The 25,869-nt window shown below is 70.7% G+C and carries 23 protein-coding genes and 1 pseudogene; 16 read left to right on the top strand and 8 right to left on the bottom strand.

Features of this window, described 5'->3' with window-relative positions:
• Positions 1-40: 40 nt before the first annotated feature.
• Entirely contained in the window at positions 41-1,402 is a 1,362-nt protein-coding gene (locus OHS70_RS19090) for an ice-binding family protein (RefSeq protein WP_328399007.1), read from the bottom strand.
• A gap of 655 nt (positions 1,403-2,057) precedes the next feature.
• Here OHS70_RS19090 and OHS70_RS19085 point away from each other — a divergent pair.
• Positions 2,058-2,166: pseudogene (locus OHS70_RS19085) on the top strand.
• A gap of 327 nt (positions 2,167-2,493) precedes the next feature.
• On the opposite strand, the gene OHS70_RS19080 reads toward OHS70_RS19085, so the two are convergent.
• On the bottom strand, positions 2,494-3,762 hold the full coding sequence (locus OHS70_RS19080) for a PP2C family protein-serine/threonine phosphatase (RefSeq protein WP_328399006.1): 1,269 nt from the start codon (positions 3,760-3,762) through the stop codon (positions 2,494-2,496).
• 139 nt (positions 3,763-3,901) lie between these two features.
• Between OHS70_RS19080 and OHS70_RS19075 the strand changes: the two genes are divergently transcribed.
• Positions 3,902-4,993 carry a DUF1152 domain-containing protein gene (locus OHS70_RS19075; protein WP_328399005.1) on the top strand — a complete coding sequence of 364 codons (1,092 nt, stop codon included), beginning with the start codon at positions 3,902-3,904 and terminating at the stop codon, positions 4,991-4,993.
• 96 nt (positions 4,994-5,089) lie between these two features.
• Here the strand turns inward: OHS70_RS19075 and OHS70_RS19070 are convergent, their stop codons facing one another.
• On the bottom strand, positions 5,090-6,061 hold the full coding sequence (locus OHS70_RS19070) for an antibiotic biosynthesis monooxygenase (protein WP_328399004.1): 972 nt from the start codon (positions 6,059-6,061) through the stop codon (positions 5,090-5,092).
• A gap of 80 nt (positions 6,062-6,141) precedes the next feature.
• Between OHS70_RS19070 and OHS70_RS19065 the strand changes: the two genes are divergently transcribed.
• Positions 6,142-6,708 carry a nucleoside deaminase gene (locus OHS70_RS19065; RefSeq protein ID WP_328399003.1) on the top strand — a complete coding sequence of 189 codons (567 nt, stop codon included), beginning with the start codon at positions 6,142-6,144 and terminating at the stop codon, positions 6,706-6,708.
• A gap of 113 nt (positions 6,709-6,821) precedes the next feature.
• On the opposite strand, the gene OHS70_RS19060 is transcribed toward OHS70_RS19065, so the two are convergent.
• Positions 6,822-8,798, bottom strand: a complete 1,977-nt coding sequence (locus tag OHS70_RS19060) for a sensor histidine kinase (RefSeq protein WP_328399002.1) — start codon at positions 8,796-8,798, stop codon at positions 6,822-6,824.
• A 550-nt stretch (positions 8,799-9,348) separates the two neighbouring features.
• Between OHS70_RS19060 and OHS70_RS19055 the strand changes: the two genes are divergently transcribed.
• The 9 genes from OHS70_RS19055 (at position 9,349) to OHS70_RS19015 (ending at position 18,667) form a co-directional block, all read left to right on the top strand.
• Positions 9,349-10,128, top strand: coding sequence for a CAP domain-containing protein (locus OHS70_RS19055; protein ID WP_328399001.1), 780 nt, complete (start codon positions 9,349-9,351; stop codon positions 10,126-10,128).
• A gap of 194 nt (positions 10,129-10,322) precedes the next feature.
• The gene (locus OHS70_RS19050; RefSeq protein WP_328399000.1) at positions 10,323-11,747 is read left to right on the top strand and encodes an MFS transporter; all 1,425 of its coding nucleotides are present in this window, start codon (positions 10,323-10,325) and stop codon (positions 11,745-11,747) included.
• A gap of 344 nt (positions 11,748-12,091) precedes the next feature.
• Positions 12,092-12,820, top strand: a complete 729-nt coding sequence (locus OHS70_RS19045) for an ankyrin repeat domain-containing protein (protein WP_328398999.1) — start codon at positions 12,092-12,094, stop codon at positions 12,818-12,820.
• A 77-nt stretch (positions 12,821-12,897) separates the two neighbouring features.
• The gene (locus tag OHS70_RS19040; RefSeq protein WP_328398998.1) at positions 12,898-13,524 is read left to right on the top strand and encodes a TetR/AcrR family transcriptional regulator; all 627 of its coding nucleotides are present in this window, start codon (positions 12,898-12,900) and stop codon (positions 13,522-13,524) included.
• Positions 13,521-15,182, top strand: a complete 1,662-nt coding sequence (locus tag OHS70_RS19035) for an FAD-binding dehydrogenase (RefSeq protein WP_328398997.1) — start codon at positions 13,521-13,523, stop codon at positions 15,180-15,182. The genes OHS70_RS19040 and OHS70_RS19035 overlap by 4 nt, the downstream gene beginning before the upstream one ends.
• The gene (locus OHS70_RS19030) at positions 15,179-15,994 is read left to right on the top strand and encodes an SDR family oxidoreductase (RefSeq protein WP_328398996.1); all 816 of its coding nucleotides are present in this window, start codon (positions 15,179-15,181) and stop codon (positions 15,992-15,994) included. Before OHS70_RS19035 ends, OHS70_RS19030 begins: the two co-directional genes overlap by 4 nt.
• Positions 15,995-16,093: 99 nt before the next feature.
• A complete protein-coding gene (locus OHS70_RS19025) occupies positions 16,094-16,906 on the top strand; it encodes an ATP-grasp domain-containing protein (protein WP_328398995.1) in 813 nt (270 codons plus the stop codon).
• A gap of 109 nt (positions 16,907-17,015) precedes the next feature.
• Entirely contained in the window at positions 17,016-17,435 is a 420-nt protein-coding gene (locus tag OHS70_RS19020; RefSeq protein WP_328398994.1) for a YciI family protein, read from the top strand.
• On the top strand, positions 17,432-18,667 hold the full coding sequence (locus tag OHS70_RS19015) for an RNA polymerase sigma factor (RefSeq protein ID WP_328398993.1): 1,236 nt from the start codon (positions 17,432-17,434) through the stop codon (positions 18,665-18,667). Before OHS70_RS19020 ends, OHS70_RS19015 begins: the two co-directional genes overlap by 4 nt.
• Here the strand turns inward: OHS70_RS19015 and OHS70_RS19010 are convergent.
• Both OHS70_RS19010 and OHS70_RS19005 read right to left on the bottom strand, forming a co-directional pair.
• Entirely contained in the window at positions 18,583-19,191 is a 609-nt protein-coding gene (locus OHS70_RS19010; RefSeq protein ID WP_328398992.1) for a bpX6 domain-containing protein, read from the bottom strand. The genes OHS70_RS19015 and OHS70_RS19010 overlap by 85 nt on opposite strands.
• Before the next feature lie 69 nt (positions 19,192-19,260).
• Positions 19,261-19,803, bottom strand: coding sequence for an AAA family ATPase (locus tag OHS70_RS19005; protein WP_328398991.1), 543 nt, complete (start codon positions 19,801-19,803; stop codon positions 19,261-19,263).
• A gap of 247 nt (positions 19,804-20,050) precedes the next feature.
• On the opposite strand from OHS70_RS19005, the gene OHS70_RS19000 reads away from it, so the two are divergent.
• Both OHS70_RS19000 and OHS70_RS18995 read left to right on the top strand, forming a co-directional pair.
• On the top strand, positions 20,051-20,647 hold the full coding sequence (locus OHS70_RS19000; RefSeq protein WP_328398990.1) for an HhH-GPD-type base excision DNA repair protein: 597 nt from the start codon (positions 20,051-20,053) through the stop codon (positions 20,645-20,647).
• 165 nt (positions 20,648-20,812) lie between these two features.
• Positions 20,813-22,348: a M20/M25/M40 family metallo-hydrolase gene (locus tag OHS70_RS18995; protein WP_328405748.1), complete on the top strand. Its 1,536-nt coding sequence runs from the start codon at positions 20,813-20,815 to the stop codon at positions 22,346-22,348.
• A 31-nt stretch (positions 22,349-22,379) separates the two neighbouring features.
• Here the strand turns inward: OHS70_RS18995 and OHS70_RS18990 are convergent, their stop codons facing one another.
• Positions 22,380-24,011, bottom strand: coding sequence for a helicase HerA-like domain-containing protein (locus tag OHS70_RS18990; protein ID WP_328398989.1), 1,632 nt, complete (start codon positions 24,009-24,011; stop codon positions 22,380-22,382).
• 96 nt (positions 24,012-24,107) lie between these two features.
• Between OHS70_RS18990 and OHS70_RS18985 the strand changes: the two genes are divergently transcribed.
• Positions 24,108-24,404 carry a type II toxin-antitoxin system VapB family antitoxin gene (locus tag OHS70_RS18985; RefSeq protein WP_003955420.1) on the top strand — a complete coding sequence of 99 codons (297 nt, stop codon included), beginning with the start codon at positions 24,108-24,110 and terminating at the stop codon, positions 24,402-24,404.
• 114 nt (positions 24,405-24,518) lie between these two features.
• The gene (locus tag OHS70_RS18980) at positions 24,519-25,148 is read left to right on the top strand and encodes a LytR C-terminal domain-containing protein (RefSeq protein ID WP_328398988.1); all 630 of its coding nucleotides are present in this window, start codon (positions 24,519-24,521) and stop codon (positions 25,146-25,148) included.
• A gap of 52 nt (positions 25,149-25,200) precedes the next feature.
• Here OHS70_RS18980 and upp read toward each other — a convergent pair whose 3' ends face one another.
• Positions 25,201-25,836, bottom strand: a complete 636-nt coding sequence (upp, locus tag OHS70_RS18975) for a uracil phosphoribosyltransferase (RefSeq protein ID WP_328398987.1) — start codon at positions 25,834-25,836, stop codon at positions 25,201-25,203.
• Positions 25,837-25,869 lie beyond the last annotated feature (33 nt).

The following is a 25,869-nucleotide window of genomic DNA, read 5'->3' as shown; positions in this document are numbered from 1 at the left end:
TCCGACGCGCGCCATCCGTCCCACTCGTGTGTGGGGTCGACTACCCGTGCGCGCATTCCGCCGAGAGGGCCCACGCGGGACTCACTGGTCCCGCCGATAGGCGGGGGAACAACTCGCTCAGCGTTGACCGTGCATTTGTGCACCCTGCGCTTTCCCTCGCGCTTGCCGGGCTTCTCGGCGTATCGCCGTCGTTGTATCCGCCGTGGTCGTATCCGCCGTCGTGGTAACCGCCGTCGTGGTAACCGCCGTCGTGGTAACCGCCGTCGTGGTAACCGCCGTCGTGGTAACCGCCGTCGTGGTAACCGCCGTCGTCGCCGGTTGCGGCGTCACCCGTCGCGGCATCACCCGTCGCGGCATCACCCGTCGCGGCATCACCCGTCGCGGCATCACCCGTCGCGGCATCACCCGTCGCGGCATCACCCGTCGCGGCATCACCCGTCGCGGCATCACCCGTCGCGGCATCACCCGTCGCGGCATCACCCGTCGCGGCATCACCCGTCGCAGCGTCACCCGTCGCAGCGTCACCCGTCGCAGCGTCACCCGTCGCAGCGTCACCCGTCGCAGCGTCACCCGTCGCGGCATCACCCGTCGCGGCGTCACCCGTCGTCGTGGTGGTCGCAGCGTCACCCGTCGTCGTGGTGGTCGCAGCGTCACCCGTCGTCGTGGTGGTCGCAGCGTCACCGGTGGTTGTTGTAGTCGTGGTGCCCGCACACTCCGGCCTGGTGATCCGGTTGGTGTCCAGCGTCACGGCCTCGACCTCGGCCAGCGCGCGGCCGTCGATGGTCGCTCCCGTTGCTACGGTGATCGCTGCCTTGGCCATGATGGTGCCCACGAAGGTGGTGCCGGTGCCGAGGGTGGCCGAGCTGCCGATCTGCCAGAACACGTTGCACGGCGATGCGCCGTTGATGAGGGACACGCTGCTGTTGCTCGCCGTGGTCAGCGTCGAACCGACCTGGAACACCCACACGGCGTTCGGGTCGCCCTGGGCGTTCAGGGTGAGGGTGCCGGTGAGCCCGAGACTGGAAGAGGCGGTGTAGACGCCCGGAACCAGCGTCAAGCCACCGGCATCTGGAGGAAGGGCGCCATTGGATGCCTGTCCGGCGGCGTCGTTGTACGCCGCGACCAGGTCGGTCTTGGCTTGTTCAGCCACAGTGTCCCCAGAGTGCGAAGTCCCGTTGACCGTACCGGGCGGGAACCCGCTGATGGACGTCCCCGGATGCACTCCGACGTCTCCAGTGACCACTGAGGGCCCGGTGTTGGTGACCTCCGCGCCGGCCAGTACCGCGAAGCTTTCCGCGGTACCCAGATCTACAGGTGTTGCTGCATTCGCCCGTGTAGGCGTCACTGCGACCACGGCAAAGGCGACCAGCAGGGTGAGTACCCCCGCGATCCAAGCCGTCATTGTGCGCCGATGCGGCGCATCGGGAATATTCAGTGTCATCGAGGAGCCAACTCCTGTGGGGTGGTGACGTCCGGACGTTCCTCGTCGAACGGAATCGCCTCGCCTGTCGGCGGCATATTAAGCAGACACCCAACCCCCGTTGCGATTCACCCAGGTGATGTCGCCGGAATCAATCAATATGCATCAAAGAATGCATGAAAAATGTTGAGCTGACTGGCCGTCACTCATCCGTGCGGCGAGCCGGAAGGCGCTTACCTCGGAATTGGGCAAGCGGGCATCAGATGCCCCCGGATGGGCGCAGGTACGAGGCCACCCTCGCCCAATGCGAGCAGGTCCTCGGCGGCACCCACCCCGACACCCTGATCAGCCGCGACAACCTCGCCTCGGCCCACCAAGCCGCCCAGGATGTACAGCAGCGAAGTGCAGCAACCACAGCAAGCGTCGCCGACCCACACCAACCCCCGGCGACCGACTGACAGGCCCCGCAGACCCCAGCGACCGCCCCGCCGATAGTTCAGGATCAAAAGGTCACCGTGCCCTTCCCATGCCCGTTCAGGCGGGAAACAGCAGGGAACAGCGGTCGTCGGCGGACAACGCTCACGAGGACGGCCCCTGACCAAGTTGCCTGGTCAGGGGCCGTCCACCTGCGGTGGGTGTGGGATTTGAGCCCACGGTGACACCGCTGCCACGACGGTTTTCAAGATCGCTCATCGCCGGACTGGTCATTGAACCCCTCACGAGTTCGAATCTCGTATCCTCCGCCATTGCTCTCACCGGGCAATACGTCGAAGGGCCCCACCGTTCGCGGTGGGGCCCTTCGGCGTCCGCAGTCTCATCTACAGTCTCAAGGCGATCCTGCGGAGCCCTCCGGGCTGCTCTCTTCGGTCGTCTTGGCCACCTCCCAGATGAGACGACCCGCTGCGCCACGTCGGCCAGGATTCCTCCCGTCACGTGCTGGTAGCGGGCCGCCATCGCCGTGGACGACCAGGACGGCTGCGCGGACGCTGTGCAGGTCGGCGGGGCGGGCGGCCACGGAGCGGATGTGAAAGCCACCTGGCAGGTCGCGACAGGGCGTCTGGGGTTGCGGTTGCTCATAGCCGGACGACGACCAGGGCGGTGTCGTCGTCGGGGCCGTCACCAATGGGATGCACGTCAGTGAGCAGGGCGCTGGCGAGGTCCTCGGGATCGAGGTCGCGGTGGCGGGTGAGGCTGTCGGTGAGGCGCTCCAGTCCGGTGTCGATGTCTTCGCCGCGGCGTTCGATGAGTCCATCGGTGTACAGGACGAGGGTCGCTCCCGGCTCGTAGGAATGCGAGGCCTGGTTTCTGACCGTGTCGATGTCCCAAACGCCGAGGGGCGGGTCCACGACCTCGTCCAGGACTTCGGCAGCGCAGCCGTCGGGGTGGAGCAGCAGGGGTGGCAGGTGTCCCGCGCGGCTGTAGGTGATGGTGTGGGCGGTCCGGTCGACGATTGTTTGGAGGGCGGTGGCGGCGAGGGCGCCCTCGATCGTGAGGGCTTGCAGGGCGAGTGTCTTGAGGGCGGTGGCCGGCTCACCTGTTGCGCGGACGGCGGCGCTGAGGGCGCTGCGGAGCTGGCCCATGACTCCAGCGGCCTCCAGGCCGTGGCCGACCACGTCGCCGACAGCGACGGCAAGGCGGTCCTGGCCCAGGTCGAGGACGTCGTACCAGTCGCCACAGACGTTGAGTGAACTGGTGGCAGGGCGGTAGCGCACCGCCACCTCGCTGAATCCCGCCGGAACGGGCGGCAGCATGGCGCGCTGCAGGCTTATGGCGATCTCGCGTTCGCGTGAGTGGGCGAGGCGCAGCCGTTCATTGAGTTCCTGCAGATCCTGGGACCGCGCGAGCAACCCGGCCGTCATGGTCACCTCATCACTGAGCGCATCACCGGCTTCCTGCAAGGCGGCGCGGATGCGGACCAGCTCGGTGACCTCTTCCACCCGGGAAATGATCAGTGCCACCTGCCCGTCCGGGCCGAGAACCGGCGCGTTGACCGGACTCCAGTACCGATTCTCCAACTCCCCCGGCCGCCCGGGCGTCTCCAATTCGTACCGCCGCAGCGGCATGGCGTCCTGCCGCCCTGTGGCCAGCACCCGGTCCACCGACGCGCGCAGCTGGCTGCCCGGTGCCTCCGGATCCGAGGAGTCCACGGGGAACACTTCAAATACAGCACGGCCCGCCAGGTCCCTACGCCCGCGACCGGACCGGCCCAGGAATGCGTCATTGGCGTCCACCATGGCCAAGTCAGGGGTAAGAAGCAGCGCAGGCCCTGGGAACGCGCGGAAGACCGCCTCGTAGTCGACATGGAATGGCGAGGCCTCGCCAGAGGTGTCCGGATCGCTCATCCTCAGACCTCTACCCGGACCGGCTGACACTCAAGGTGCGACACTCCCAAGGCAGCAGCGAAACGTCTCAGCTCCGTCTCAGTTGTCCTCGGCGGCTCCCGGAAGGCGTCCCCCACCTGGCAGCCGTACCCTGACGAGGGTGACGCGCTTGATCGTGGCAGCGGGCGGAGGGGGCGACGCCGTCGCCGCCTCCATGCTCGACGCCGCCCTGTACGGCGGGGGCCCGGCAGTGGTCCTCACCTACGCGTGGGACCGGCTGCTGATCGACCCCGTCCCTGGCCCGCGGGGGCCGGCGGACTTCACAGGCCTTCGCCCCCTCACCAGAAGCGTCATGGCCGTGCCGGCCGGCGCCTCCCCGATCGCCCCCGCGGGTTCCACACTTCCCCGGCTCGCCGCCGAGCTCCCGCAGACCTTCGCACTGATCGATCCGCACCACGGCGCCGAGGGCATCACGCGCCAGGTCGAAGAGCTCGTCCAGCACCTGGCACCCGAGTCCATCGACCTCCTGGACGTCGGCGGAGACATCCTCGCCAAGGGCGACGAGCCCGCACTCCGCAGCCCGCTCGCGGACGCCCTCACACTCGCCGGATGCTGCCAGGTCAACGCCCCGGTACGGCTCCTGGTCGCCGGCCCCGGCCTGGACGGTGAGCTGGCCGCAGACGATCTGCGCGACCGCTTGGGCCCATCGGTTCTCACACTCACGGCCGCAGACGTCCAGCCGGTCAGCTCGGTAATGGAGTGGCACCCTTCGGAGGCCACAGCCATGTTCGCGGCCACGGCACGAGGGGTCCGCGGTCTGTGCGAGGTCAGGGACGCGGGCCTGCCCGTGCCTCTCACCGACGAAGGGCCCACCGTCCACGAAGTCGACCTGGACGACGCCCTCGACCGCAACGCGCTCGCCCGAGCCCTTCTCGCGACGGAGACGCTCGACGAAGCCGAGCAGCGCAGTCGGGAGATCTGCGGCTGCTCCGAGATCGACTACGAACGCGACAAGGCCAGTTGGCTCGAGCGGCGGCCGGAGCGGCAGCTCGACCCGGAACGCGCCCTGCTCCAACTCGGCCAGTTCGAGGCCGAAGCCCGCACCCGCGGTGTCAGCCATACGACGTTCCGCCGGATCACCGAGGCCCTCGGCCTCGGCGGCGCACAGCGCGAGGACCTGAGAGCTCTGCTTGTCAGCAGCCGCCCGGAGCAGTACGCGGCACCACTCTGGCGCATCCCTGCCTACGCCTGAGCAACAGCGCCCGAGCTGCAGCTCAGCTCTCGTCGGCCCAGGCCGTTCACCGACGGACAGGGCCCGTCATTCCGCCGCGGACAGGCGGTCAGGTGGTCAGGTGGTCAGGGCGAAAAGTACGAGCAGCAGCGCGTAACACAGCACCACCAGAGCCGCGCCCGCTATGTGGACGCGCAGGGTGCGTGCCCGGCCGGGCAGCAGCCAGAAGGCCAGCGCGCCGTTCACCAGCGGCATCAGGAGCCACGTCAGAAGGCCGACGCTCAGCAGGTTCCCGATGAACAGGCCGAGATAGTCAGGGACACCGGCCTCCCTGAGCGCAACACCCACCGTCAGATTGAGCACCATGACACAGGGAAAGAGCGCCAGGAGAACGGCCATGGCCTGCTTCCAGTTGGGCGGGATGCCCTCCTGCTCGCCCTTGCCGAACCGGAACCAGCCGCTGAACGACGATCCGATCCGCCGCACGTCGTAGGTCTCGAAGTATTCGTGCCCCTCGCGCAGAAGCTTCTCGCGATCGCCGGACTTCAGCCACTGATCCAGGTGTTCGCGGGTGTCGAAGCGGAAGGCGACCACCCAGCGGTCCTGGATCCCCTCCACCGGCGCGAACAGCTCGGATCCCATGAAGCCGGGATAACTCCCCTGCACCTTCAGGGCCTTGTCCTGCCAGCGCACGAAGTCCTGCTCCCGGCCCGGCCTCACCTGGTGCGAGATGACTGCCGTCACCACTTCCCTTTCCTCGGCCGGGGCGCCACCGCTGAGAACCTCCTGGGCCGGCTCCTCCTCGAACAGCCCGCGGCCTTCACGAAGAAGTTCCTGGCGCGTGCCGGACCGGAGCCAGGCGCTCAGCTGGTCGACACGGGAGAACCGGAACACCACCACCCATTCGTTGTCGCCGCCGGTGGCCGGCGGGTACTGCTCCGTCCCCTCGAACCCGTCGAAGCCTCGGACGGCCCGGTTCACGACCTCCTGCCAGCGCTTGTAGTCCTCCTCACACCCCTGAAGGACCTTCTGGGACGTCACGACGGTGGCACCGGCTCCGGCAGACCCGCGGCTTGCACTGGCGCTCATACCGAGTAGCGTAATTACAAACGGACTTATGGGCCAAATTGGACTACAAGGGAAATTGGCGCCCGAGTGGAGGTTCGGTCATGGGCCACAAGGAGTTCCTGGCAGAAGCGGTGCGGCTGGCGACAGAATCGGTGGAGCAGGGCTGGGGCGGGCCGTTCGGCGCCGTGATCACGCACAACGGTGACATCCTCGCCCGTGGCCAGAATCGCGTGCTCCTTACCGGCGACCCCACCGCACATGCCGAAGTGGAGACCATCCGCAAGGCGGTTCAGCGCCTCAACCCGGAGGCGCCCTCCATCTCGGAGGAGCACCAGAACGAGAGCACTCTCGCCTACGTGCCGCGTCCCGAAGGATCTCCTGACCCGGTGCCCGAGCGGGCCCGGATGCTCCAGGGCTGCTCGATCTACATCAGCGGCGCCCCGTGCCCGATGTGCATGAGCGCCATCTACTGGTCGCGCATCGACAACGTCTACTTCAGCTGCGATCTGAAGGCCACGCGGGAGATCGGCTTCGACGACGCCTACCAGTACGAGGACTTCGAGAAGCCGATGGACGAGCGCCGGATCCATATCGAGCAGATCTACCCGGAGTTGGGCGCGGAAGCATACGCCGCATGGGCGGGCAAGCCCGACCGGCACCCGTACTGACGGACGGCTGACGCCGCCGGCGTACCCGGCGGCGCGCCGCCCGGACGGACACGGTGTCGTCCACGACCCGAAGGCCCGCACCGGCCACGCATTCGACGTGGCCGGTGCGGGTCTCATCGGGGTGAGCTGGCGGCGGGTTCCGTGTCCGGCGCCTCGATGAGACCGGCGGGCAGGGCGATGTACGCGGTGACTCCGCCGGCGCCGCCCTGCCCCTCGGTGGGACGCAGTTCCACCTGGGCGCCGAGCCTGGCCGCGAGGGTTCCGACCACGTAGTGGCCGAGGTAGCGGGAAGGGGCGACCAGGAAGGGCTCGCGGCCCGCGAGCCGGGCGTTGGAGCGGGCCAGCTCCTCGGCGGTCATGCCCAAGCCCCGGTCGACGACGGCGAGGCAGTACTCGGCGCCGTCGCGCCAGCCGTAGACCTCGACCTGCTGCGTGGGAGGCGAGAAGACCAGGGCGTTCTCCATGAGCTCGGCAAGCAGATGGGAGAGCTCCGCGACGGCCCGGCCACGGATCCTGCTGGGCTCCATGTCCACCACGGCGACACGCTGGTACTGCTCGACCTCGGCGATCGCCGACTGCACCACCTCCGCCGCTGTCACCAGGCCCGACCAGGTGCGCGGCGGCAGCTCCTCCCCCGCGAGCACGAGCAGGGATTCGGCATTGCGGCGCATACGGGTCGCCAGGTGGTCCAGTTCGAAGAGCCCGCCGAGTGCGTCCGGATCGATCTCCTGACGCTCCAGGGCGGTGATCAGGCCGAGCTGGCGGGAGAGCAGCGCCTGGTTGCGGCGGCCGAGGCTGGCGAGCGACTCCGAGCTGTTGCGGCGCAGCACGGCCTGCTCGGTCGCGAGACCGATCGCCGTGTGCTCGACGTTGTGCAGGGCGCCGGCGAGCCGGGCGAACTCGCGGGCCCCGTCGGGCACCCGGCGCCGCGGCGCGGCGGCGAGTTCGTCCCGCGCGTCGGCCTTCTGGATCCGGGCCACGGCGGCGGGCAGCCCGTCACGCGCGACCGAGTCGGCCTCGTCGGCGAGTGCGACGAGGGGCCGGGTGATCGAGCGGGCGGAGAGCACGGCGAGCGCGGTGACGACGGCGACGATCAGCAGCCCGAGGGCGATGAAGCCGCCCAGCTGCCCGGTGGCCTCGCCACCGGCCTGGTCGGCGCGCGCCCTTGTCTCGTCGCCGATGCGCCGCTGGACGACGTGGAGTTGGTCGACGAGCGCCGTCATCGAGGACCACCAGCTGCTCGGGTTCACGTCGAGCCGGTCGCCGTCCGCGCCTCGCTCCGCCCGTTTCTCGTAGCCGAGGGCGCGCCGGGCCTCGGGGGTCTCGAAGGCGGCCTCGAGCGCGGACTGCTGGGCGGGGGTGGCGAGTTCGGCGTACTGGGCGAGGGAGGCCAGCCGGTCCGCCCGCACCTCGGTGAAGTCGAGGAACTCGCTCCCCTTGAACCGGCCTGCCGCGAAGACGCCGTTGAGGAAGCCGCGCTCGAGAGCGACCGCCTCGGTGGCGCGCGCGAGGGCCTCCAGGGCGCCCATCGACTCGGCGACGGCGCCCTCACCCCGAGCCGGTCCGGCCGCCGCGGCGCCGATCAGCTGGTCGATCGCCTCGGTGTAGGCGGCCAGGGTCGGGGCACGCTGTGCGGTGCCGTTGTCGACCTGGACGCGTACCCCGGCCAGGGCCCCGACCGGGACGAGCGCGTCACGTAAGGCGCCGGCGGTGTCCGCACCCGCGCCGCCCGCTTCGAGCAGGGCGTCGAACCCGTCTCGGCCGGTGTCGGTGCGTGCGCGCTGGACGTCGACGTCGTCGCGGTACTCCGCGGCGCCGCCCAGCAGCCCATTGGTGAGGCCGCGCTCGCGCTGCAGCTCGCGCACGAGGTCCTGGGCCTTGATGACGAGTTCCACCCGGGCGGCGGTCTCGCGCGACGCGGACCAGTCGGCCGCCCGGTCGGCGACGCCGAGGCCGGTCACGATCAGCAGCAGACAGGTGGGTACGGCGAGCACGACGGCCACCCGGCCGCGGATGGTGCTCCAGCCGGGCAGAGCGGGCGGACGCGGCAGAGGCCGGCGACTCCGCGTGACAGATCGAGTACGGATCACGCGGACAACGCTACGAACCGGGGTGCCCGGCAGGGTTTCGTGACGGTTAGAGGCTGGTTATTCCCGGATCACAGCGGGCCGCACGGCCCCGGGGCCCGTACGCCACCTCCCTGTAACCCGCCAGGGCCGGTCAAAAGGGGCAGCGCCATGACATGCGTCACACCCACTTCCGGTACTAAGGCTACGGAATAGTAGATGTGTCCCTGGCGACAAAAGGGACTTGTCCGTCTTGGCATAGATATGCCTCACGTAAGTATTCGCGACATTCGGCCCACTCGGCACTTTCGCCCGTTCATCGAGCTCACAGGGGTTTCTGACCTGGCGTCAGCTTGCACCGGAAGATCCGGAAACCGGGCCTGCATGCCCGTGCACCCATGACAAGAGCCGTCCATCGCTACGAGCCGGGGTAGTGGTGAGGCTCGTTGCCCTGCGCGTCCAGCGGTTCTAACAATGGCGGCCCGCAAGGCGTCTCCGCAGCTCAGGCACAGGGTTCTGTGCCGGCTGACCGCATCCGGGGACGAGCTCCGCGATTTACCTAGCGAGGTCAGGCATGAGGAAGCACCGCAGGACGACCCACTACCGGAAGATAACGATCACTGCCGTCGCCCTGAGCGCCGTGGCAGTGCCCTCCGCCGCCATGGCCTGTTGGGATCCCCAGGCAAGCCAGGAAAACCGGTCCGCCGGGCAGTGGGAGCGGACCTCCCACGACGGCTGGGAGCGATCCCACGGCGAGTGGGACCGGCAGTCTTCCGACAAGCGGTGGTCACAGGCCGACCGGGACAGGAAGCCGGCCGCCCCGGCGACCAAGGCTCCCGCCGAGGCGAAGAAGCCGAGCGCTCCCGCGACGAAGGCACCCGCCCCCGAGGCCGAGAAGCCGGCCGCTCCCGCCACGAAGCCGCCCGCCGAGGCGACCCCGAGCAAGCCGAGCACTCCGGCGGCCCCCGCCCCGGCGTCCGGGGATGTGGCCCGCGTCGTGCAGCTGGTCAACGCTGAGCGCAGCAAGGTCGGATGCTCACCGGTCACCGTCAACGCGAAGCTGACCAAGGCCGCTGAGGCGCACAGCAAGGACATGGCGTCCCACAGCAACATGTCGCACACGGGCTCCGACGGCTCCTCGCCGGGCGACCGCATCACGCGCGCCGGCTACACCTGGAGCACGTACGGCGAGAACGTGGCCTACGGCTATGACTCGCCCGAGAGCGTCATGGCGGGCTGGATGGCCAGCCCGGGCCACAAGGAGAACATCCTGAACTGCGCGTTCAAGGAGATCGGGGTCGCGCTCGCGCAGCCCAACAGCTACTGGACGCAGGACTTCGGAACGGCCCGCTGAGGGACCCGACGAACCGGCGAAGGCCCCGCGCCCATCGGCGCAGCGTGAGCTACAGGGGCCTTCGCCGTTCTCCGTTCCGGGCCCCGCAACATCCCGCTCCGGATCGTCAGCACCTCGGACCGCACCTCGAATCACACTTCAGGTCATTCGTGGTGAACCACCGCATTGACGGGCAGGATCCGTAAAGTCGCCCCATGGCTCGGCCGAGGGCAGCGAGGGACGCGGAGGCTGCACCCGGCCTCCGGCAGCGGTGGGTGCTGGCGGCGTCGAGCCTCGCGCTGGCCATGACGTTCGTCGACGAGACGGTCGTCGGAGTGGCCCTCCCCACGATCCGGGACGACCTCGGGATCAGCGTCGCGCTCTCGCACTGGGTGCCCAACGCCTACATCCTCGCCTTCGCCTCGCTCGCCGCCGCGGGCGGCCGGTTCGGCGATCTCTTCGGTACGCGGCGGATGTTCCTGCTCGGCACCGTGGCCTTCGCCGTCGCCTCGCTGCTGTGCGGACTGGCCGGCAGCGGCGGGGCACTGGTGGTGGCCCGCGCGGTCCAGGGCGCCGCGGCGGCCGCCATGCTGCCCCAGACGATGGCGATCATCACGAACACCTTCCCCGCGGACCGGCTGGGCAAGGCGATCGGGACGTATGTCGGCGCCGCCTCGGTCGCGCTCGCCGCCGGTCCGTTGCTGGGCGGCCTGCTCACCGAGCACCTCGGCTGGCGCTCGATCTTCTTCGTGAACCTCGTGCCCGCGGCGGCCGTCCTCCTGATCGCGTGCACCGTGATCGGCCGGCAGCCCGTGGGCGCGTCATCGGGAGGCTTCGACGGCTGGGGCCTGGTCACCTCCGTGGCAGGTCTCGGGGCCGTGGTGACGGCGCTCATGCAGTCCGGCGGCCAGGGCTCCTCCGCTGTCGGGGTGCTCGCGCTGCTCGGGGCCGGCCTGGTGCTGCTGGGCGTGTTCGTACGCATCGAGACGCGCCGCAGGGTGCCGCTGGTGAATGTGGGCCTGCTGGCCGAGCGCCGGTTCGCGGGCTCGGCGGTCATGGTTCTCTGTGCGCAGTTCAGCTTCCTCGCGGCGGTGATCTACGGGGCCGTCTATGTGCAGGACTCGCTCGGGCTCAGCCCGTCGGCCGCGGGGCTCGCGATGCTGCCCGCCATGGTGCCGACCGTGGTGCTCGCACCGGCCGCCGGGGTGCTGTCCCGGCGCTTCGGCGCCCGGACGCTCACGGTGGCGGGTGCGGTCGGCGGCGCGCTGGGCTTCGCCCTCATGGGTGCCGCGGTCGAGGTCAGGAGTTACTGGCCCTTCGGTGCGGCTCTGCTGGTCTGGGGCATGTCGATCCCGTTCATCTACAACCCGGCCATGTCGGTCGCCATGGCCGCACCGCCGACGAGCCGTCGCGGCGGTGCGTCCGGACTTCTGGAGATGTGCCTGCAGGTCGGCGGAACGCTCGGAACCGCGGTCGTGGGGGCAACGCTCCTGTCCGCCCACTCGGGGCGGGCGCCACTGCCGGGTGACGCGTTCGCCACCGGGTTCTTCCTCACGGCGGGGGTGCTGGCGGCCGCCGCGCTGACCCAGACGCTGCTGATGGTCTCCGGCCGCCCGGCGGGCCGCGCCACACCGCCGTGAGATGCGACGAGCTCGTCCCAGGAGGCTGGCGGGGGCCTCGGTGGAGGCGGGTGTCCAGGGGCCGCCCGCGTCCACCGAGGCCACCACGGATCAGTACGTAGCCCGGGGGCCGCCCACTCATCGGCGTACGTGACGGCCCCTGGGTCACGCCGGGCCGGACGCGACCGCCGAGGTCACCCCGGGGCCGTCACCGTCGGCGATCTCGTCCGTGGCCGACGGGCCGGCGCCACATGCCGGTCGGGCGGCGGCCCATCATGGTCCTCCCGGTACCCGCGGCCGGTTGCGGCCCCGCCGTCGCTTCCCTCCGGGTTCCCCCTGTCGAACCAGCCCCAGGAGGCCGGCCCGTGCAGACGCTCGACTCGCAGGACCCTGTCGCCGTAGCCGTCACCGACGCGATCCGGGGCGGGCACCTGCCCGAGCTGCGGCGGCTGCTGGACAGGCATCCGGGGCTCGCCTCCGCGCGGATCGTGCAGGAGCCGCGCGAGGGATGCGGCGGAGCGGGCGGGCGGAGTCTGCTGCACCTCGCCACCGACTGGCCGGGAAACTTTCCGAACGGGCCGCAGGTCGTCGCCCTTCTCGTACGCGCCGGCGCCGATCCCGACGCGCGGTTCGCGGGTGCCCATGCCGAGACGCCACTGCACTGGGCCGCCGGCAGCAACGACGTCGCCGTGCTGGACGCGCTGATCGAGGCAGGGGCCGACATCGAGGCCACCGGCGGCGTGATCGGGGCCGGTACACCACTGGCCGACGCGTGCGGGTTCGGTCAGTGGGAGGCCGCGCACCGGCTGCGCGGACACGGAGCGCGGGTCACCCTGGAGGACGCCGCGACGCTGGGGCTCGTCGGCCAGGTCGAGGAGTTCCTCCCCGGGGACGAGCCGCCGGCCGCAGACGAGGTGACCTCGGCCTTCTGGGGCGCATGCCATGGCGGACAGCTCGCGGTCGCACGACTGCTGCACGCGCACGGCGCGGACGTGGACCGGATCGGCCACGGCGGTGCGCGGCCCGTCGACATCGCCGCGGCGCAAGGGGCCGAGGCCGTCGTCCGATGGCTGCGGGAGCTCGGCGCCGAGTAGCGCGTGAAGGCCGCGCACGGGCCTTGTCGATACATGCATGCATCGAATACGTTCATGTACTGAAAGAGGAGAGCCGAATGTCCGCAACAGCCCCCAAGCGCGTCACCGCGCGCCGCGCGCAGACGCGGCGGCGGCTGCTCGACGCCGCGCTCGAGGTGTTCGCCGATGAGGGCTTCGGGCGCTCGACCGTGGAGCAGGTCTGCGAGCGCGCGGGCTACACACGCGGCGCGTTCTACTCCAACTTCACCTCGCTGGACGAGCTGTTCCTCGCCATGTGGGAGGAGCGCTCCCGGCGCATGCTCGCCGACGCGCGCGAGGCGCTGGACAAGGTGTCGTCCCAGGCGCCGGAGGAGGCGATGCGGGCCGTGCTCGCCGCGATCCCCGTCGACGACGCCTGGTACCGGGTGACGGCCGAGTTCACCGCGCACGCGCTGCGCAACCCGTCGCTGCGGCGTGTGATGGCCGCGCGCGAGCAGTCGATCCTCGACACGCTCCTGCCCTTCGTGGTCGAAGCGCTCGCGAGGACCGGACGGCGCGTCGGCAACGAGGCGGCGCTCGGGCACGCGCTCGTCGCCGTGCACGACGGCACCGCCGTACAGGTGCTGCTCGAACCCGGCAGCGAGGTCGTGCGCCGCCGGCGCGAAGAGCTGTTCATGAACGTGCTGCACGCGTACAGCACTCCGATCACCGAGGAGCCGCAATGAGCGACGACGCCGATGTCATCGTGGTGGGTGCCGGTCTTGCCGGGCTGGTCGCAACATACGAACTGACCCGTGCCGGGCGGCGGGTGACCGTCGTCGACCAGGAGAACGAGGCCAATCTGGGCGGCCAGGCGTTCTGGTCGCTCGGTGGGCTGTTCCTCGTCGACAGCCCCGAGCAGCGCCGCATGGGCATCAAGGACTCCCGCGACCTCGCACTCGCCGACTGGCTCGGCTCGGCCGCCTTCGACCGGGACCGTGAGGACCACTGGCCGCGGCAGTGGGCACATGCGTACGTGGACTTCGCGGCCGGTGAGAAGCGGGACTACCTGCACCGGCTCGGACTGCGCGTGATGCCGACGGTCGGCTGGGCAGAGCGGGGCGCGGGCACCGCGGGCGGCCACGGCAACTCCGTACCCCGCTTCCACCTCACCTGGGGCACCGGGCCCGAGGTCGTCCGGGTGTTCCGCGAGCCCGTGCTCGAGGCCGCCGCACGCGGCCTGATCACCTTCAGGTACCGCCATCAGGTCGACTCCCTGATCGTCGAGAACGGCGCCGCAGTCGGCGTGCGCGGCACGGTCCTCGTTCCCTCCTCGGAGCCTCGCGGCGTCGCCTCGTCGCGCGAGGCGGCGGGCGAGTTCGAGCTGCGCGCCCAGGCCGTGGTCGTCACGTCCGGCGGGATCGGCGGCAACCCGGAGCTCGTACGCAAGAACTGGCCGGCCGAGCGCATCGGTCCCGCCCCCGCATCGATGATCACCGGCGTCCCGGCGCACGTCGACGGCCGGATGCTGGAGATCACCGAGAGCGCGGGCGGCTCGATCGTCAACCGCGACCGTATGTGGCACTACACCGAGGGCATCAAGAACTGGGACCCGATCTGGCCCGATCACGCGATACGCATCATCCCGGGGCCCTCGTCGCTGTGGCTCGACGCGACCGGCCGGCGGCTTCCGGTGCCGCTGTTCCCCGGGCACGACACGCTCGGCACGCTGAAGCACATCGTGGGCACGGGCCATGACCACACCTGGTTCGTCCTCACCCGCTCGATCGTGGAGAAGGAGTTCGCGCTCTCCGGATCCGAGCAGAATCCCGACATCACCGGCAAGGACCTGAAGCTCGTGCTGTCCCGGGGCAAGAAGGGCGCTCCCGGCCCCGTACAGGCTTTCCTCGACCACGGCGAGGACTTCGTCGTACGGCGCACCCTGGGGGAGCTCGTCGAGGGCATGAACGCGATCTCGCCGGGCCCGCAGCTCGACCTCGCCCAGGTGGAGCGGGAGGTCGTGGCGCGCGACCGGGAGGTCGGCAACGCGTACTCCAAGGACTTCCAGCTGATGTCGGTCAGGAACGCCCGCGCCTACTGGCCCGACAAGATCACCCGGGTCGCCAAACCGCACCGGCTGCTCGATCCGGCACACGGTCCGCTGATCGCCGTACGGCTGCATCTGCTGACCCGCAAGACCCTCGGCGGGCTCGAGACCACGCTCGACTCTCAGGTCGTGCGCCCCGACGGCTCCGTCTTCGACGGGCTGTACGCGGCGGGCGAGGTCGCCGGGTTCGGCGGCGGCGGTGTGCACGGCTACAACGCGCTGGAGGGCACCTTCCTCGGCGGCTGCATCTTCTCCGGCCGTGCGGCGGGCCGCGCCCTCGCCGGGAGCCTGGCATGAGCGCCCCCTCGCCCGGCGCGGGCCGCACCGCGCTGGTGACGGGCGCCTCCTCCGGCATCGGCGCGGCCGTGGCCGCGGCGCTCGTCGCACGCGGCTACCGCGTGGTCGGCACAAGCCGCAGTCCGAAGACGGTCACCGGGCCGGTCCCCGGCGTCGAGTACGTCGCGCTCGACCTCACCGACAACGCCTCCATCGAGGCGTGCGCGGCAGCGGCGGGCGAGGTCGACGTCCTGGTCAACAACGCGGGCGAGAGCCAGAACGGGCCGATCGAGGAACTGCCCATGGAAGCCGTCGAGCGGCTGTTCAGGCTCAATGTCTTCGGCGCCGTACGGCTCACCCAGCTCGTGCTGCCCGGCATGCGCGCCCGCGGTCACGGCCGCGTCGTGATGGTCGGTTCGATGCTGGCCAGCTTCCCACTGGCGTACCGCTCCTCGTACGTGGCCTCCAAGGCCGCGATCAAGGGCTTCGCCCATGCCGCGCGGCGCGAGGTCGCGCCGTACGGCGTCGGGATCACCACCGTCGAACCCGGTTCCATCAGGACCGGCATCAGCGAGCGGCGCACGCAGTACCTGGCCGACGGCTCGCCCTTCGAGGCCGAGTACCGGACCATGCTGGCCGCGCTGAACGCCAATGAGGCGAACGGCATCTCGGCCGGGCAGGTCGCCGCCACCGTGGTCCGCGCTGTCGAGGCCGCACGGCCGAAGCCGCTGTACGCGGTGGGCAGCAACGCGCCCGCGGTGTTCGCGCTGCGCCGGCTGCTGCCACGGGCGGCGGTCGAGCGGATGGTGGCCCGCAGACACGGGCTGCGCTGAGCGGCCGGACAGGGCCTGGACGGCACACGAAACGGCGAAGCGTCCCCCTTGTCGGGCCGGGTACGGTGAACGGCTCGACAAAGGGGAGGGACGTCAGTGATGAACGGGGCCACGATGCCGGGGGTGCTGCTCACCTCCGCGCAGGAAACCTCCACGACCGCGCTGCTGGCGCGGGCTGCCGCGCGGCGCGGCATGGACGTCCGTGTCGTCACCGGCCCGGGCTCGCTCGACGGCCTGGGCGGCCGCCACGTGCACTGGTACGGAGGGCCGATCGCCGCGGCGCGGATCAGCGGCCAGGTCGGTCTCGCGCTGCTGGAGCCGCCCGACGACTGGCTCGTGCGGCTGCCGCACGAGTACACCCGGCGACGGATGGAGCTGACCACGCTTTCGGAGGCCTGGACCGCGCGCAGTCCGGTCTTCGTCAAGCCGCCCAGCGAGAAGACGCTGCCGGCCGCCGTGTACGCGGACGGCGCGAGGCTGCCCCGCGCCGGCGACGGCATAGGACCGGACACGCCGGTGCTGGTCTCCGACGTGGTGACGTTCGCCGTCGAGTACCGGCTGTTCGTGCTCGACGGACAGGTCGCGGCGGCGAGCCGGTACGCCACCTTCGGCCGCCTCGACACGGCCCCGCTCCACCCGGACCGGCCACGCGACCGGGATGCCCTGCGCTTCGCCGGGCGCCTGCTCGACGCCGTCGCGGACTCGCTGCCCAGCGCGGTGACCGTCGACATCGGACTCGTGCTGGACCCGGACACCGGGCAGGAACACTGGGCCACGGTGGAGGCGAACATGCCCTGGTTCTCGCACAGCTACTGCGCGGACGACGGCCCGGTTCTCGATGTCGTACTGCGGGCAGCGGGCCCACGCGACCGGGTCGTCGCCCGTGACCTGCGTTTTCTACGAGCCGGGTGAACTTCCCCGGAAAAAGTCCGGCGTGCCTGTCGAGAATCCGTCACCGGCTCCGACGTCCCCTGTGAAAGTTGCCCACAAGGGCGACCACTCATCCCGAGGGAGCACGACCATGAAGTACCTGGTGATGGTGCAGGGCACGCAGGCCGACTACGAGGCGATGCGCGGGAAGCCGTCCGAGCACTCCCCGGCGTGGAGCGAGAAGGACATGCAGTCCATGTTCGCCTTCATGCAGGCCGTCAACGACGACCTCGCCGAGTCCGGGGAGCTCGTGGACGCGCAGGGACTGGTCGAGCCCGCGCAGACCCGCCACGTCAGGGCGGGCAAGGACGGCCGGCCGGTCATCACCGACGGGCCGTACGGCGAGACCAAGGAACTTCTCGCCGGCTACTGGGTCCTGGAGTGCGAGAGCCTGGAGAGGGTCACGGAGATCGCGGCGCGCGTCGCCCAGTGCCCGGTCCCCGAGGGCAGCCCCGACTACCCCGTGGTCATCCGGCCCATCGACAACGGCGGAGGCGATGTGTGCGGGTGAGAGGTACGAGGGAGGTCGAGGACCTGCTGCGCCGCCACGCGCCGCAGGTTCTCGGCGCGCTGGTACGCCGGTACGGCCACTTCGATCTGGCCGAGGACTCCGTGCAGGAGGCGCTGCTGGCGGCCGCGCAGCAGTGGCCCGGCGACGGCGTCCCCGCCAATCCGCGCGGCTGGCTGATCCGGGTCGCCGCCCGCAGGCTGACCGATCTGCTGCGCAGCGAGGAGGCGCGCCGCCGCCGGGAGGAGTCGGCCGCCCAGCTCACCCCGCGGGACGCCTTCACGGCGCCGCCCCCCGGTGAGGGCCGCGCGCCGTCCGAGGACGACACCCTCACGCTGCTCTTCCTGTGCTGCCACCCCGAACTGTCCCCCGCCGCGCAGATCGCGCTCACCCTGCGGGCGGTGGGCGGTCTGACGACGCTGGAGATCGCGCGGGCGCATCTGGTGCCGGAGGCCACGATGGCGCAGCGCATCAGCCGGGCCAAGCAGAAGATCAGGGGGGTGCCGTTCCGGCAGCCTTCTGCCGCGGACCGCGACGCCCGCCTCGCGGTGGTCCTCCAGGTCCTCTATCTGATCTTCAACGAGGGGTACACGGCGACCACCGGCCGCGACCTGCACCGCTCCGACCTCGCAGGGGAGGCGATCCGGCTCGCCCGGGCGGTGCGCCGGCTGCTGCCCGAGGAGGGCGCGGTCACCGGTCTGCTGGCACTGATGCTGCTCACCGAGGCCCGCAGTGCGGCCCGCACGGGCCCCCACGGCGAACTGATCCCTCTCGACGAACAGGACCGCGACCGCTGGGACCGGGAAGCGATCGCCGAGGGCACCGCGCTGGTGGAGGAGGCGCTGTCGCAGGGCCCGGCCGGCGCGTACCAGCTGCAGGCGGCGATCGCGGCGCTCCACGACGAGGCGGCGACCGCCGGCGCCACCGACTGGCCGCAGATCCTCGCCCTGTACGACCTGATCGTGGAGCGGGCCCCCGAGCCGATGGCGCGGCTGGGGCGGGCGGTCGCGGTGGCGATGGTGCACGGACCGCGGGCGGGGCTGGCCGACGTCGCCGAGCTGGAGGACCGGCTGGCGGGCCACTACCGGCTGGACGCGGTACGCGCGCATCTGCTGGAGAAGGCGGGCGACACCGAAGCCGCCCGCACGGCCTACGAGTCGGCGGCGCAACGCACGCTGAGCGTGCCCGAGGCCCGATACCTCCGGATGCGGGCGGCCCGGCTGGAAGGCGGCTGAACGGCCCGGGTCGCGCACTCCCGCGGCCAGGGCCCGCAGCGCAGTGCCGTCCGCAGGTTCAGTGCCAGCGAGCGATGCGTGAGGTCCAGGACGACGATCCGGCCCTGCCCGTCGTGGAGGGTGGCCAGGCCCGCGTGGACCCGCAGCGGGCTCCGGCGGCTCCAGCGGGGCCAGAGCGTGCCGGGCAAAGCCGTCCAGGCCGAGCCAGTCGGCCGGGTCGAGTACGGGAAGGCTCCGGAGGTCGTACGTCCCTGTACGGCCTGCCCGTGCAGGTCGATCCGGCCGCCGGCCGCAGCGGTGGCGACCGGCAGCCCCAGGGCATGCTCGGCGCGCAGCGAGCGCGCCTCCCCGAACAGCACGAGCCAGTCACCGTCGTCCGGCAGCGCGTACACGGTGGTGCCGAGGAGCCACAGCTCCAGCACGCGGGCCCGGGCCTCGGCTTCGCCGAGGAGCGCGGCGAAGAACACCAGCGCGTGTGCCTCGACCCGCCCCCGGAAGGCGGGCGGCGGACTCGGTGTCGTCATGCGAGGCCCTTCCGCAGGTTCATGACCCGCTCCAGGGACTCCAGGTCGAACACCTCGACCGTGCCGTCGTCACGGCGCAGCGCGAGCAGCGGCAGGACCGGGTGCACGAGGGGCGCGTCCGTACCGGACGCCTTGGTGAGCACGGTGTCCCGCCTGCCGCCGCGGATGCGCACCAGGTGACCGGCGGCGGACCGGGGCACGAGGCGCGGCTCGCCGCCCAGCAGCACGAAGCCGAGCGACGGCGCCGACACAGACCCGCAGCGGGACGTCCACCGAGGTGCTGCCGCGCCGGAAGGTCCGCTCGTTGAGCAGCCCCAGCAGGGTGTTGAGGATCGCGGTGGACCCGAGGAACACCTCGTCCAGGAAGGCGACATCGGCCTCGGGGAGCATCCCCGTGGTCTCCACCTCGACGACGCCCTCGCGCAGCCGGCGCAGGTCGACGGGCCCGAAAATCTCGTTGGGCTCGGTGAACCGGCCCAGGACGTACTCGAAGAGCTGCCCGCCGAGCTGCTGCGACACCCGCCGTACCGCCTCCGACTTGGCGGTTCCGGGCAGCCCGATCACCAGCAGGTGCTCACCGGCGACGGCACAGAGCACCACGGTCTCCGACAAGCGATCTCCCGGTCGACCAGCCCCGCCCGCGCGGCGGCCACGGCGTCGCGCACGGCACGCGCGTCCTGTCCGGCGGGTGAGACCGGCGGGGCGGCGTGGGAATCGACGCGGAATGGGGCTCTTCGATCACATCCGGGAGTCCATGAGCGCCGCATTCGCACGCGCACTCGGATTCCCCGCAGCTGCCGGGAACCCGTCCGCGCGCCTGTCACTGGCGGCGCCCAGGCCACCGGGCGATCATCGGTCCATGGACGCCACCATTCATCTCGCCCAGCAGCCCGAGGCCGACGAACTGCTCGGCCGCAGCCCGCTCGCCGCCCTGGTGGGGATGCTTCTCGACCAGCAGGTACCGATGGAGTGGGCGTTCTCGGGCCCGTACACCGTCGCTCAGCGCATGGGCGGCGACGATCTGGACTGCGCGGAGATCGCCGCGTACGACCCCGAGGCCTTCGCCGAACTGCTGAAGGAGAAGCCGGCCGTCCACCGCTACCCGGGGTCGATGGCCAAGCGGATCCAGCAGCTGTGCCAGTACCTCGTCGACGAGTACGACGGCGACGCGAGCGCGGTGTGGCGGGACGTGACGAGCGGCGCGGAACTGCTCGCCCGCCTCAAGGCACTGCCCGGCTTCGGCGAGCAGAAGGCGAAGATCTTCCTCGCGCTGCTGGGCAAGCAGTACGGGGTGCAGCCCAAGGGCTGGCGCGAGGCGGCCGGTGCCTACGGCGAGAAGGGCTCCTACCGGTCGGCCGCCGACATCACCGGGCCGGAGTCGCTCGCCAAGGTGCGGGAGCACAAGCAGGAAATGAAGCGTGCCGCAAAAGCGGCAGCGACCGCCAAAAAGGCCTGATCCCGGCCGAGTTGAAGTGGATGATTCGGCTCCGGGCGCCGATGACACGAAATACGCCGTCAGTTGTGGCTCAGGTGTTCCCAGAATCCGCAGAGATCGCTAACTTCCCTTCAACACACGTTCGCACCGGGAAGGACCTCTGTGAACGCATCCCATCGCAGAGCCGTGGCCACCCTGGCCGCAGCCGCACTCGCGACCCCGCTCCTGCTGGCATCCGCCTCCCCGTCCGCAGCGCACCGTCTGGACCCCGCTGACCGGGCGGCCAAGGACGCGTCGAAGCTGGCACGGAAGCTGGTCGACAAGTCGTCCGCGCAGGACGCCTACAAACATCTGAGGAAGTTCCAGCAGATAGCCGACACGACCGACGGACACCGCGCCGCCGGTTCGCTCGGGCACGACGCGTCCGCCGCGTACGTGTACCAGCAGCTGAAGAAGTACGGGTACGACGTCTCGTACCAGCGCTTCGAGTTCATGTACACCGAGACGCTCGCCGAGAAGCTCTCCGTCATATCCCCCGCGCCCCGCGACATCGCCATCGAGGCGATGACCTACACCAAGTCCACCCCGGTGGGCGGCGTCAAGGCCGATCTGGCCGCGGTGCCCGTGGACGGCACCACCGGCTGTGAGGCCACCGACTACGCGTCGGGCACCTTCACCGGCAAGATCGCGCTGATCAAGCGCGGCGGGTGCACCTTCGCCGCCAAGCAGGCGGCCGCGGCCGACGCGGGCGCGATCGGCGCGATCATCTACAACAACACCGAGGGCGCGCTCTCCGGCACCCTCGGCGAGGTCGCCGCCGGCAAGATCCCGACCGGTGGCGTCACCCTTGCCGAGGGCGAGAAGCTCGCCGCGGACCTCGCCAAGGGCCCGGTGAACATCTCCTTCGAGATCCGCGAGTTCCAGCAGATGCGCAGCACCAACAACGTCATCGCGGAGACCCGCCACGGCAACGCGGCCAACACCGTGATGCTCGGCGCGCACCTCGACTCGGTCACCGCCGGCCCCGGCATCAACGACAACGGCTCCGGCTCGGCCGGTCTGCTCGAGGTCGCCGAGGAACTGGCCAAGGCGGAGAAGCGGCCCGCCAACAAGGTGCGCTTCGCCTGGTGGTCGGCCGAGGAGAACGGCCTGCTCGGCTCCGAGCACTACGTCGCGAACCTCAGCGACCTGGGCAAGAAGGAGATCAAGCTCTATCTGAACTTCGACATGATCGCCTCGCCGAACTACGGGCTCTTCGTCTACGACGGCGACGACTCCGACGGTGTCGGCTCGCCGGCGGGCCCCGCCGGCTCGGCCCAACTCGAGCGCGACATCAACGAGTTCCTCGACAAGCGCGGCACCCCGCACGAGGGCACCGACTTCACCGGCCGCTCCGACTACGGGCCGTTCATCGAGGTCGGCATCCCCTCCGGCGGCACCTTCACCGGCGCCGAGGGCATCAAGACCGAGGCGCAGGCGGCGAAGTTCGGCGGCACGGCGGGCGTCGCGTACGACGTGAACTACCACGCCAAGGGCGACAACCTCAGCAACATCAACATGACGGCGTTCCGGGTGAACATCGGCGTCATCGCCAATGCGGTGGGCACCTACGCCCACGACCTGAGCTCGCTGCGCAAGCCCGTCACCTCCGTCCCCACGGACGGTGACGCGGGCAGCGGCGGCGGCCTGCACGACGGTCACGACCACGAGGTGACCGAGTAGGACGTCATCTCCGGCGCGGTGCGCCGCAGGCTCACCGCCTGCGGCGCGCCGTTCCGAAGAGCGAGCGTGTGATCTCCCGCCCCAGCTGCGTCCCCACCGACCGCGCCAGCGATCTGAAGATCCCGCTCCCCATCACCTGCCCGGCGAGCGACTCCTCGCGCCCGACCCGCCGCTGCGGCGCGCCTGACGCCTGCCGCACCCTCTCGGCCTCCCGGGCCTCCTCCACCTGCCGTGCGGCCCGCTCGGCAGCCTCCTCCGCGGCCTGCTGTTCGGCCGTCAGCCTCTCGTACGCCGACTCCCGGTCGACCGGCTCGGCATAACGCGCGTACAGCGGCGACGCCTTCACCGCCGCGTCCAGCGCACCCGCCCCGATCGGCGCCATCAGCGACCGCGGTGCCCACAGCCGGGTCACCGCGACCGGTGTCGGCGCCCCTCTGTCGCTCAGCACGGTGATCGCCGCCTCTCCCGTCCCCAGACCGGTGAGCACCTCCTCGAGGTCGTACGCCGAGTTCGGGAAGGTCTTCACGGTCGCCTTGAGCGCCTTGGCGTCGTCGGGCGTGAAGGCGCGCATCGCGTGCTGCACCCGGTTGCCGAGCTGGGCGAGCACATCGACGGGGACGTCCTTCGCCGTCTGCGTGACGAAGAAGATCCCGACCCCTTTCGAGCGAATCAGCCGCACGGTCTGCGTGATCGACTCCAGGAACGCCTTGGACGCACCGTTGAACAGCAGATGCGCCTCGTCGAAGAAGAAGACGAGCCTGGGCCTGTCCACGTCGCCGACCTCGGGCAGATCGTGGAAGAGATCGGCGAGCAGCCACATCAGGAACGTCGAGAACAGCTGCGGCTTGTCCTGGACCGCGGGCAGCTCCAGTACGGACACCACCCCACGACCGTCCGGCGCCGTCCGCAGCAGGTCGGCGGTGTCGAACTCGGGCTCGCCGAACAGAGCGGCCGCGCCCTGCTGTTCCAGGGCGGTGAGGGAGCGCAGGATCACCCCGGCGGTGGCGGTGGAGATGCCGCCGAGACCCCGGAGCTCCTCCTTTCCGGTGTCCGACACGAGGAAGGCGACCACGGCCCGCAGATCCTTCAGGTCCACCAGCTCCAGGCCCTTGGAGTCGGCGTAGTGGAAGATCAGCCCGAGCGACTGCTCCTGCGTCCGGTTGAGCTGCAGCACCTTGGCCAGCAGCAGCGGCCCGAAGTCCGTGACCGTCGCGCGCAGCGGAACACCGGGGCCGATCCCGCCGAGCCCGTAGAACTCGCAAGGGAACGACTGCCCCGACCAGTCCTGCCCGACCTGCGCGGCGCGCTCGCGGACGCGGTCGCTCTCCTGGCCGGGCGCCGACACGCCGGAGACATCGCCCTTGATGTCGGCGAGGAAGACCGGCACACCGGCCGACGAGAGCTGTTCGGCGATCAGCTGGAGCGTCTTGGTCTTGCCGGTACCGGTGGCTCCGGCGACCAGACCGTGCCGGTTGAGCATGGACAGCGGGACACGGATCCGGGCGTCGGGGAGACACCGGCCGTCCCAGACCAGAGCGCCGAGATCGAGCGCGGGACCGGTCAGGGCATAGCCCGCCGCGATCTCCAGAGCGGGCTGCGGCAGCGCCGCGGCCCGTCCGATCTCCTCGGAAACCGCCCGCCCGGCCGGCTCCTGAGCTGTCATGAGTGACCCCTGTTTCGCGATTTGCCAGACTTTGTACAGGATCGCACTAGGGTTCCATGGCTGCGCCCGGAGCCTCTTGACCGGTAGGCTTTCCGTGTGATCTTCAAGCGCATCGGCAACGGACGGCCGTACCCCGACCACGGCCGGGAAAGCACCCGGCAGTGGGCGGACGTCGCGCCGCGCCCGGTCCGCCTCGATCAGCTCGTGACCACCAAGGGCCAGCTGGATCTCGAGACACTTCTCGCCGAGGACTCGACGTTCTACGGCGACCTCTTCGCGCATGTCGTGAAGTGGCAGGGCGACCTGTATCTGGAGGACGGCCTGCACCGGGCGGTGCGCGCCGCGCTCCAGCAGCGGCAGGTGCTGCACGCCCGCGTCCTCGAACTGGGCTGATCCCAGGCCCCGACGGACGGCCGACTGACCCTTTCGGGCTCTTTCGGCACCGTACGGACGCAATCCATTGATCGTTTAGTAGGCATAACCACCGGGCGGCACTACGCTGCGCCCATGAGCATGCTCACTCCGCCAGGCATGGGCGGAAAGTACCGCATTACGGGCGACAAGTACCCGCGCATGCGACGCCCTCGCAACCGCCGCAGGATCGTCCTCGCCGGCCTTGCCGCGGCGGTCGCACTCAGCCTTGCCGGCTGGGGAACGCTGCAGCTCATCGACGTGTTCTCGGGCGGCGCCAAGAACACGACGGCGAGCAGTCACGGCCCGGACTGCAAGCCCGCCCCGACCCCGACCGTCTCGGCCGCGCCCCCGCCGCCGAAGCCGGGGCAGGTGACGGTCAACGTCTACAACGCGACGCCGCGCAGCGGACTCGCCAAGGCGGCGGCCGACGAGCTGAAGAAACGCGGCTTCACGATCGGCAAGGTCGGCAACGCCACGCCGGCGTACGACAAGAAGGTCCCCGGCGCCGGCATACTGCTCGGCGGCCCGGATGCCTACCAGGGCGCCTTCCGGGTGCTGGCCACGCAGCTGCGGGGCTCCGAGCTGAAGACCGACGCACGCGAGACGGCGGACGTGGACCTGATCCTGGGCACGGCGTTCAGGTCCCTGGACGCGAAGAAGGACGCGGACGTGGCCCTGGCCGCACTGACCAGGCCCGCACCCGCGCCCTCCAAGAAGTGCTGACGGACACGGCAGCCGGTCCGTCAGCTGACCCGGCGCCCCGGGTCCGTGTCGGCTACTCCGCCGACCCGTACATACGGTCGCCCGCGTCGCCGAGCCCGGGCACGATGTACCCGTGGTCGTTCAGGCGCTGGTCGACCGACGCCGTCACCACGGTCACCGGCGTACCCGCGAGCTCGCGCTCCATGACCTCGACGCCCTCCGGCGCGGCCAGCAGCACGACCGCGGTCACATCGTCCGCGCCGCGCTTGATCAGCTCCCGGATCGCCGCCACCAGCGTGCCGCCGGTCGCCAGCATCGGGTCGAGCACGTACACCTGGCGGCCGGAGAGGTCCTCCGGCATACGGGTCGCGTAGGTCGAGGCCTCCAGCGTCTGCTCGTTGCGGATCATCCCCAGGAAGCCCACCTCGGCGGTCGGCAGCAGCCGCACCATGCCGTCCAGCATGCCCAGTCCGGCCCGCAGGATCGGCACCACCAGCGGTCGCGGGTGCGACAGCTTCACGCCGGTCGTCCCGGTCACCGGGGTCTCGATGTCGACCTGCTCGGTGCGCACGTCCCGGGTGGCCTCGTACGCGAGCAGGGTGACCAGCTCGTCGGCGAGCCGCCGGAAGGTCGGGGAGTCGGTGCGCTTGTCGCGCAGCGTGGTGAGTTTGTGCGCCACCAGCGGGTGGTCGACGACATGGATCCGCATGCGCCCCACAGTAGCCGCCACTGGCGTCAACCA

Origin of the sequence: Streptomyces sp. NBC_00390 (genome assembly GCF_036057275.1) — a bacterium.
Lineage (GTDB): Bacteria > Actinomycetota > Actinomycetes > Streptomycetales > Streptomycetaceae > Streptomyces.
The sequence above is the reverse complement of the archived record's forward strand: the minus strand, read 5'-3'. Positions and strand labels throughout refer to the sequence as shown.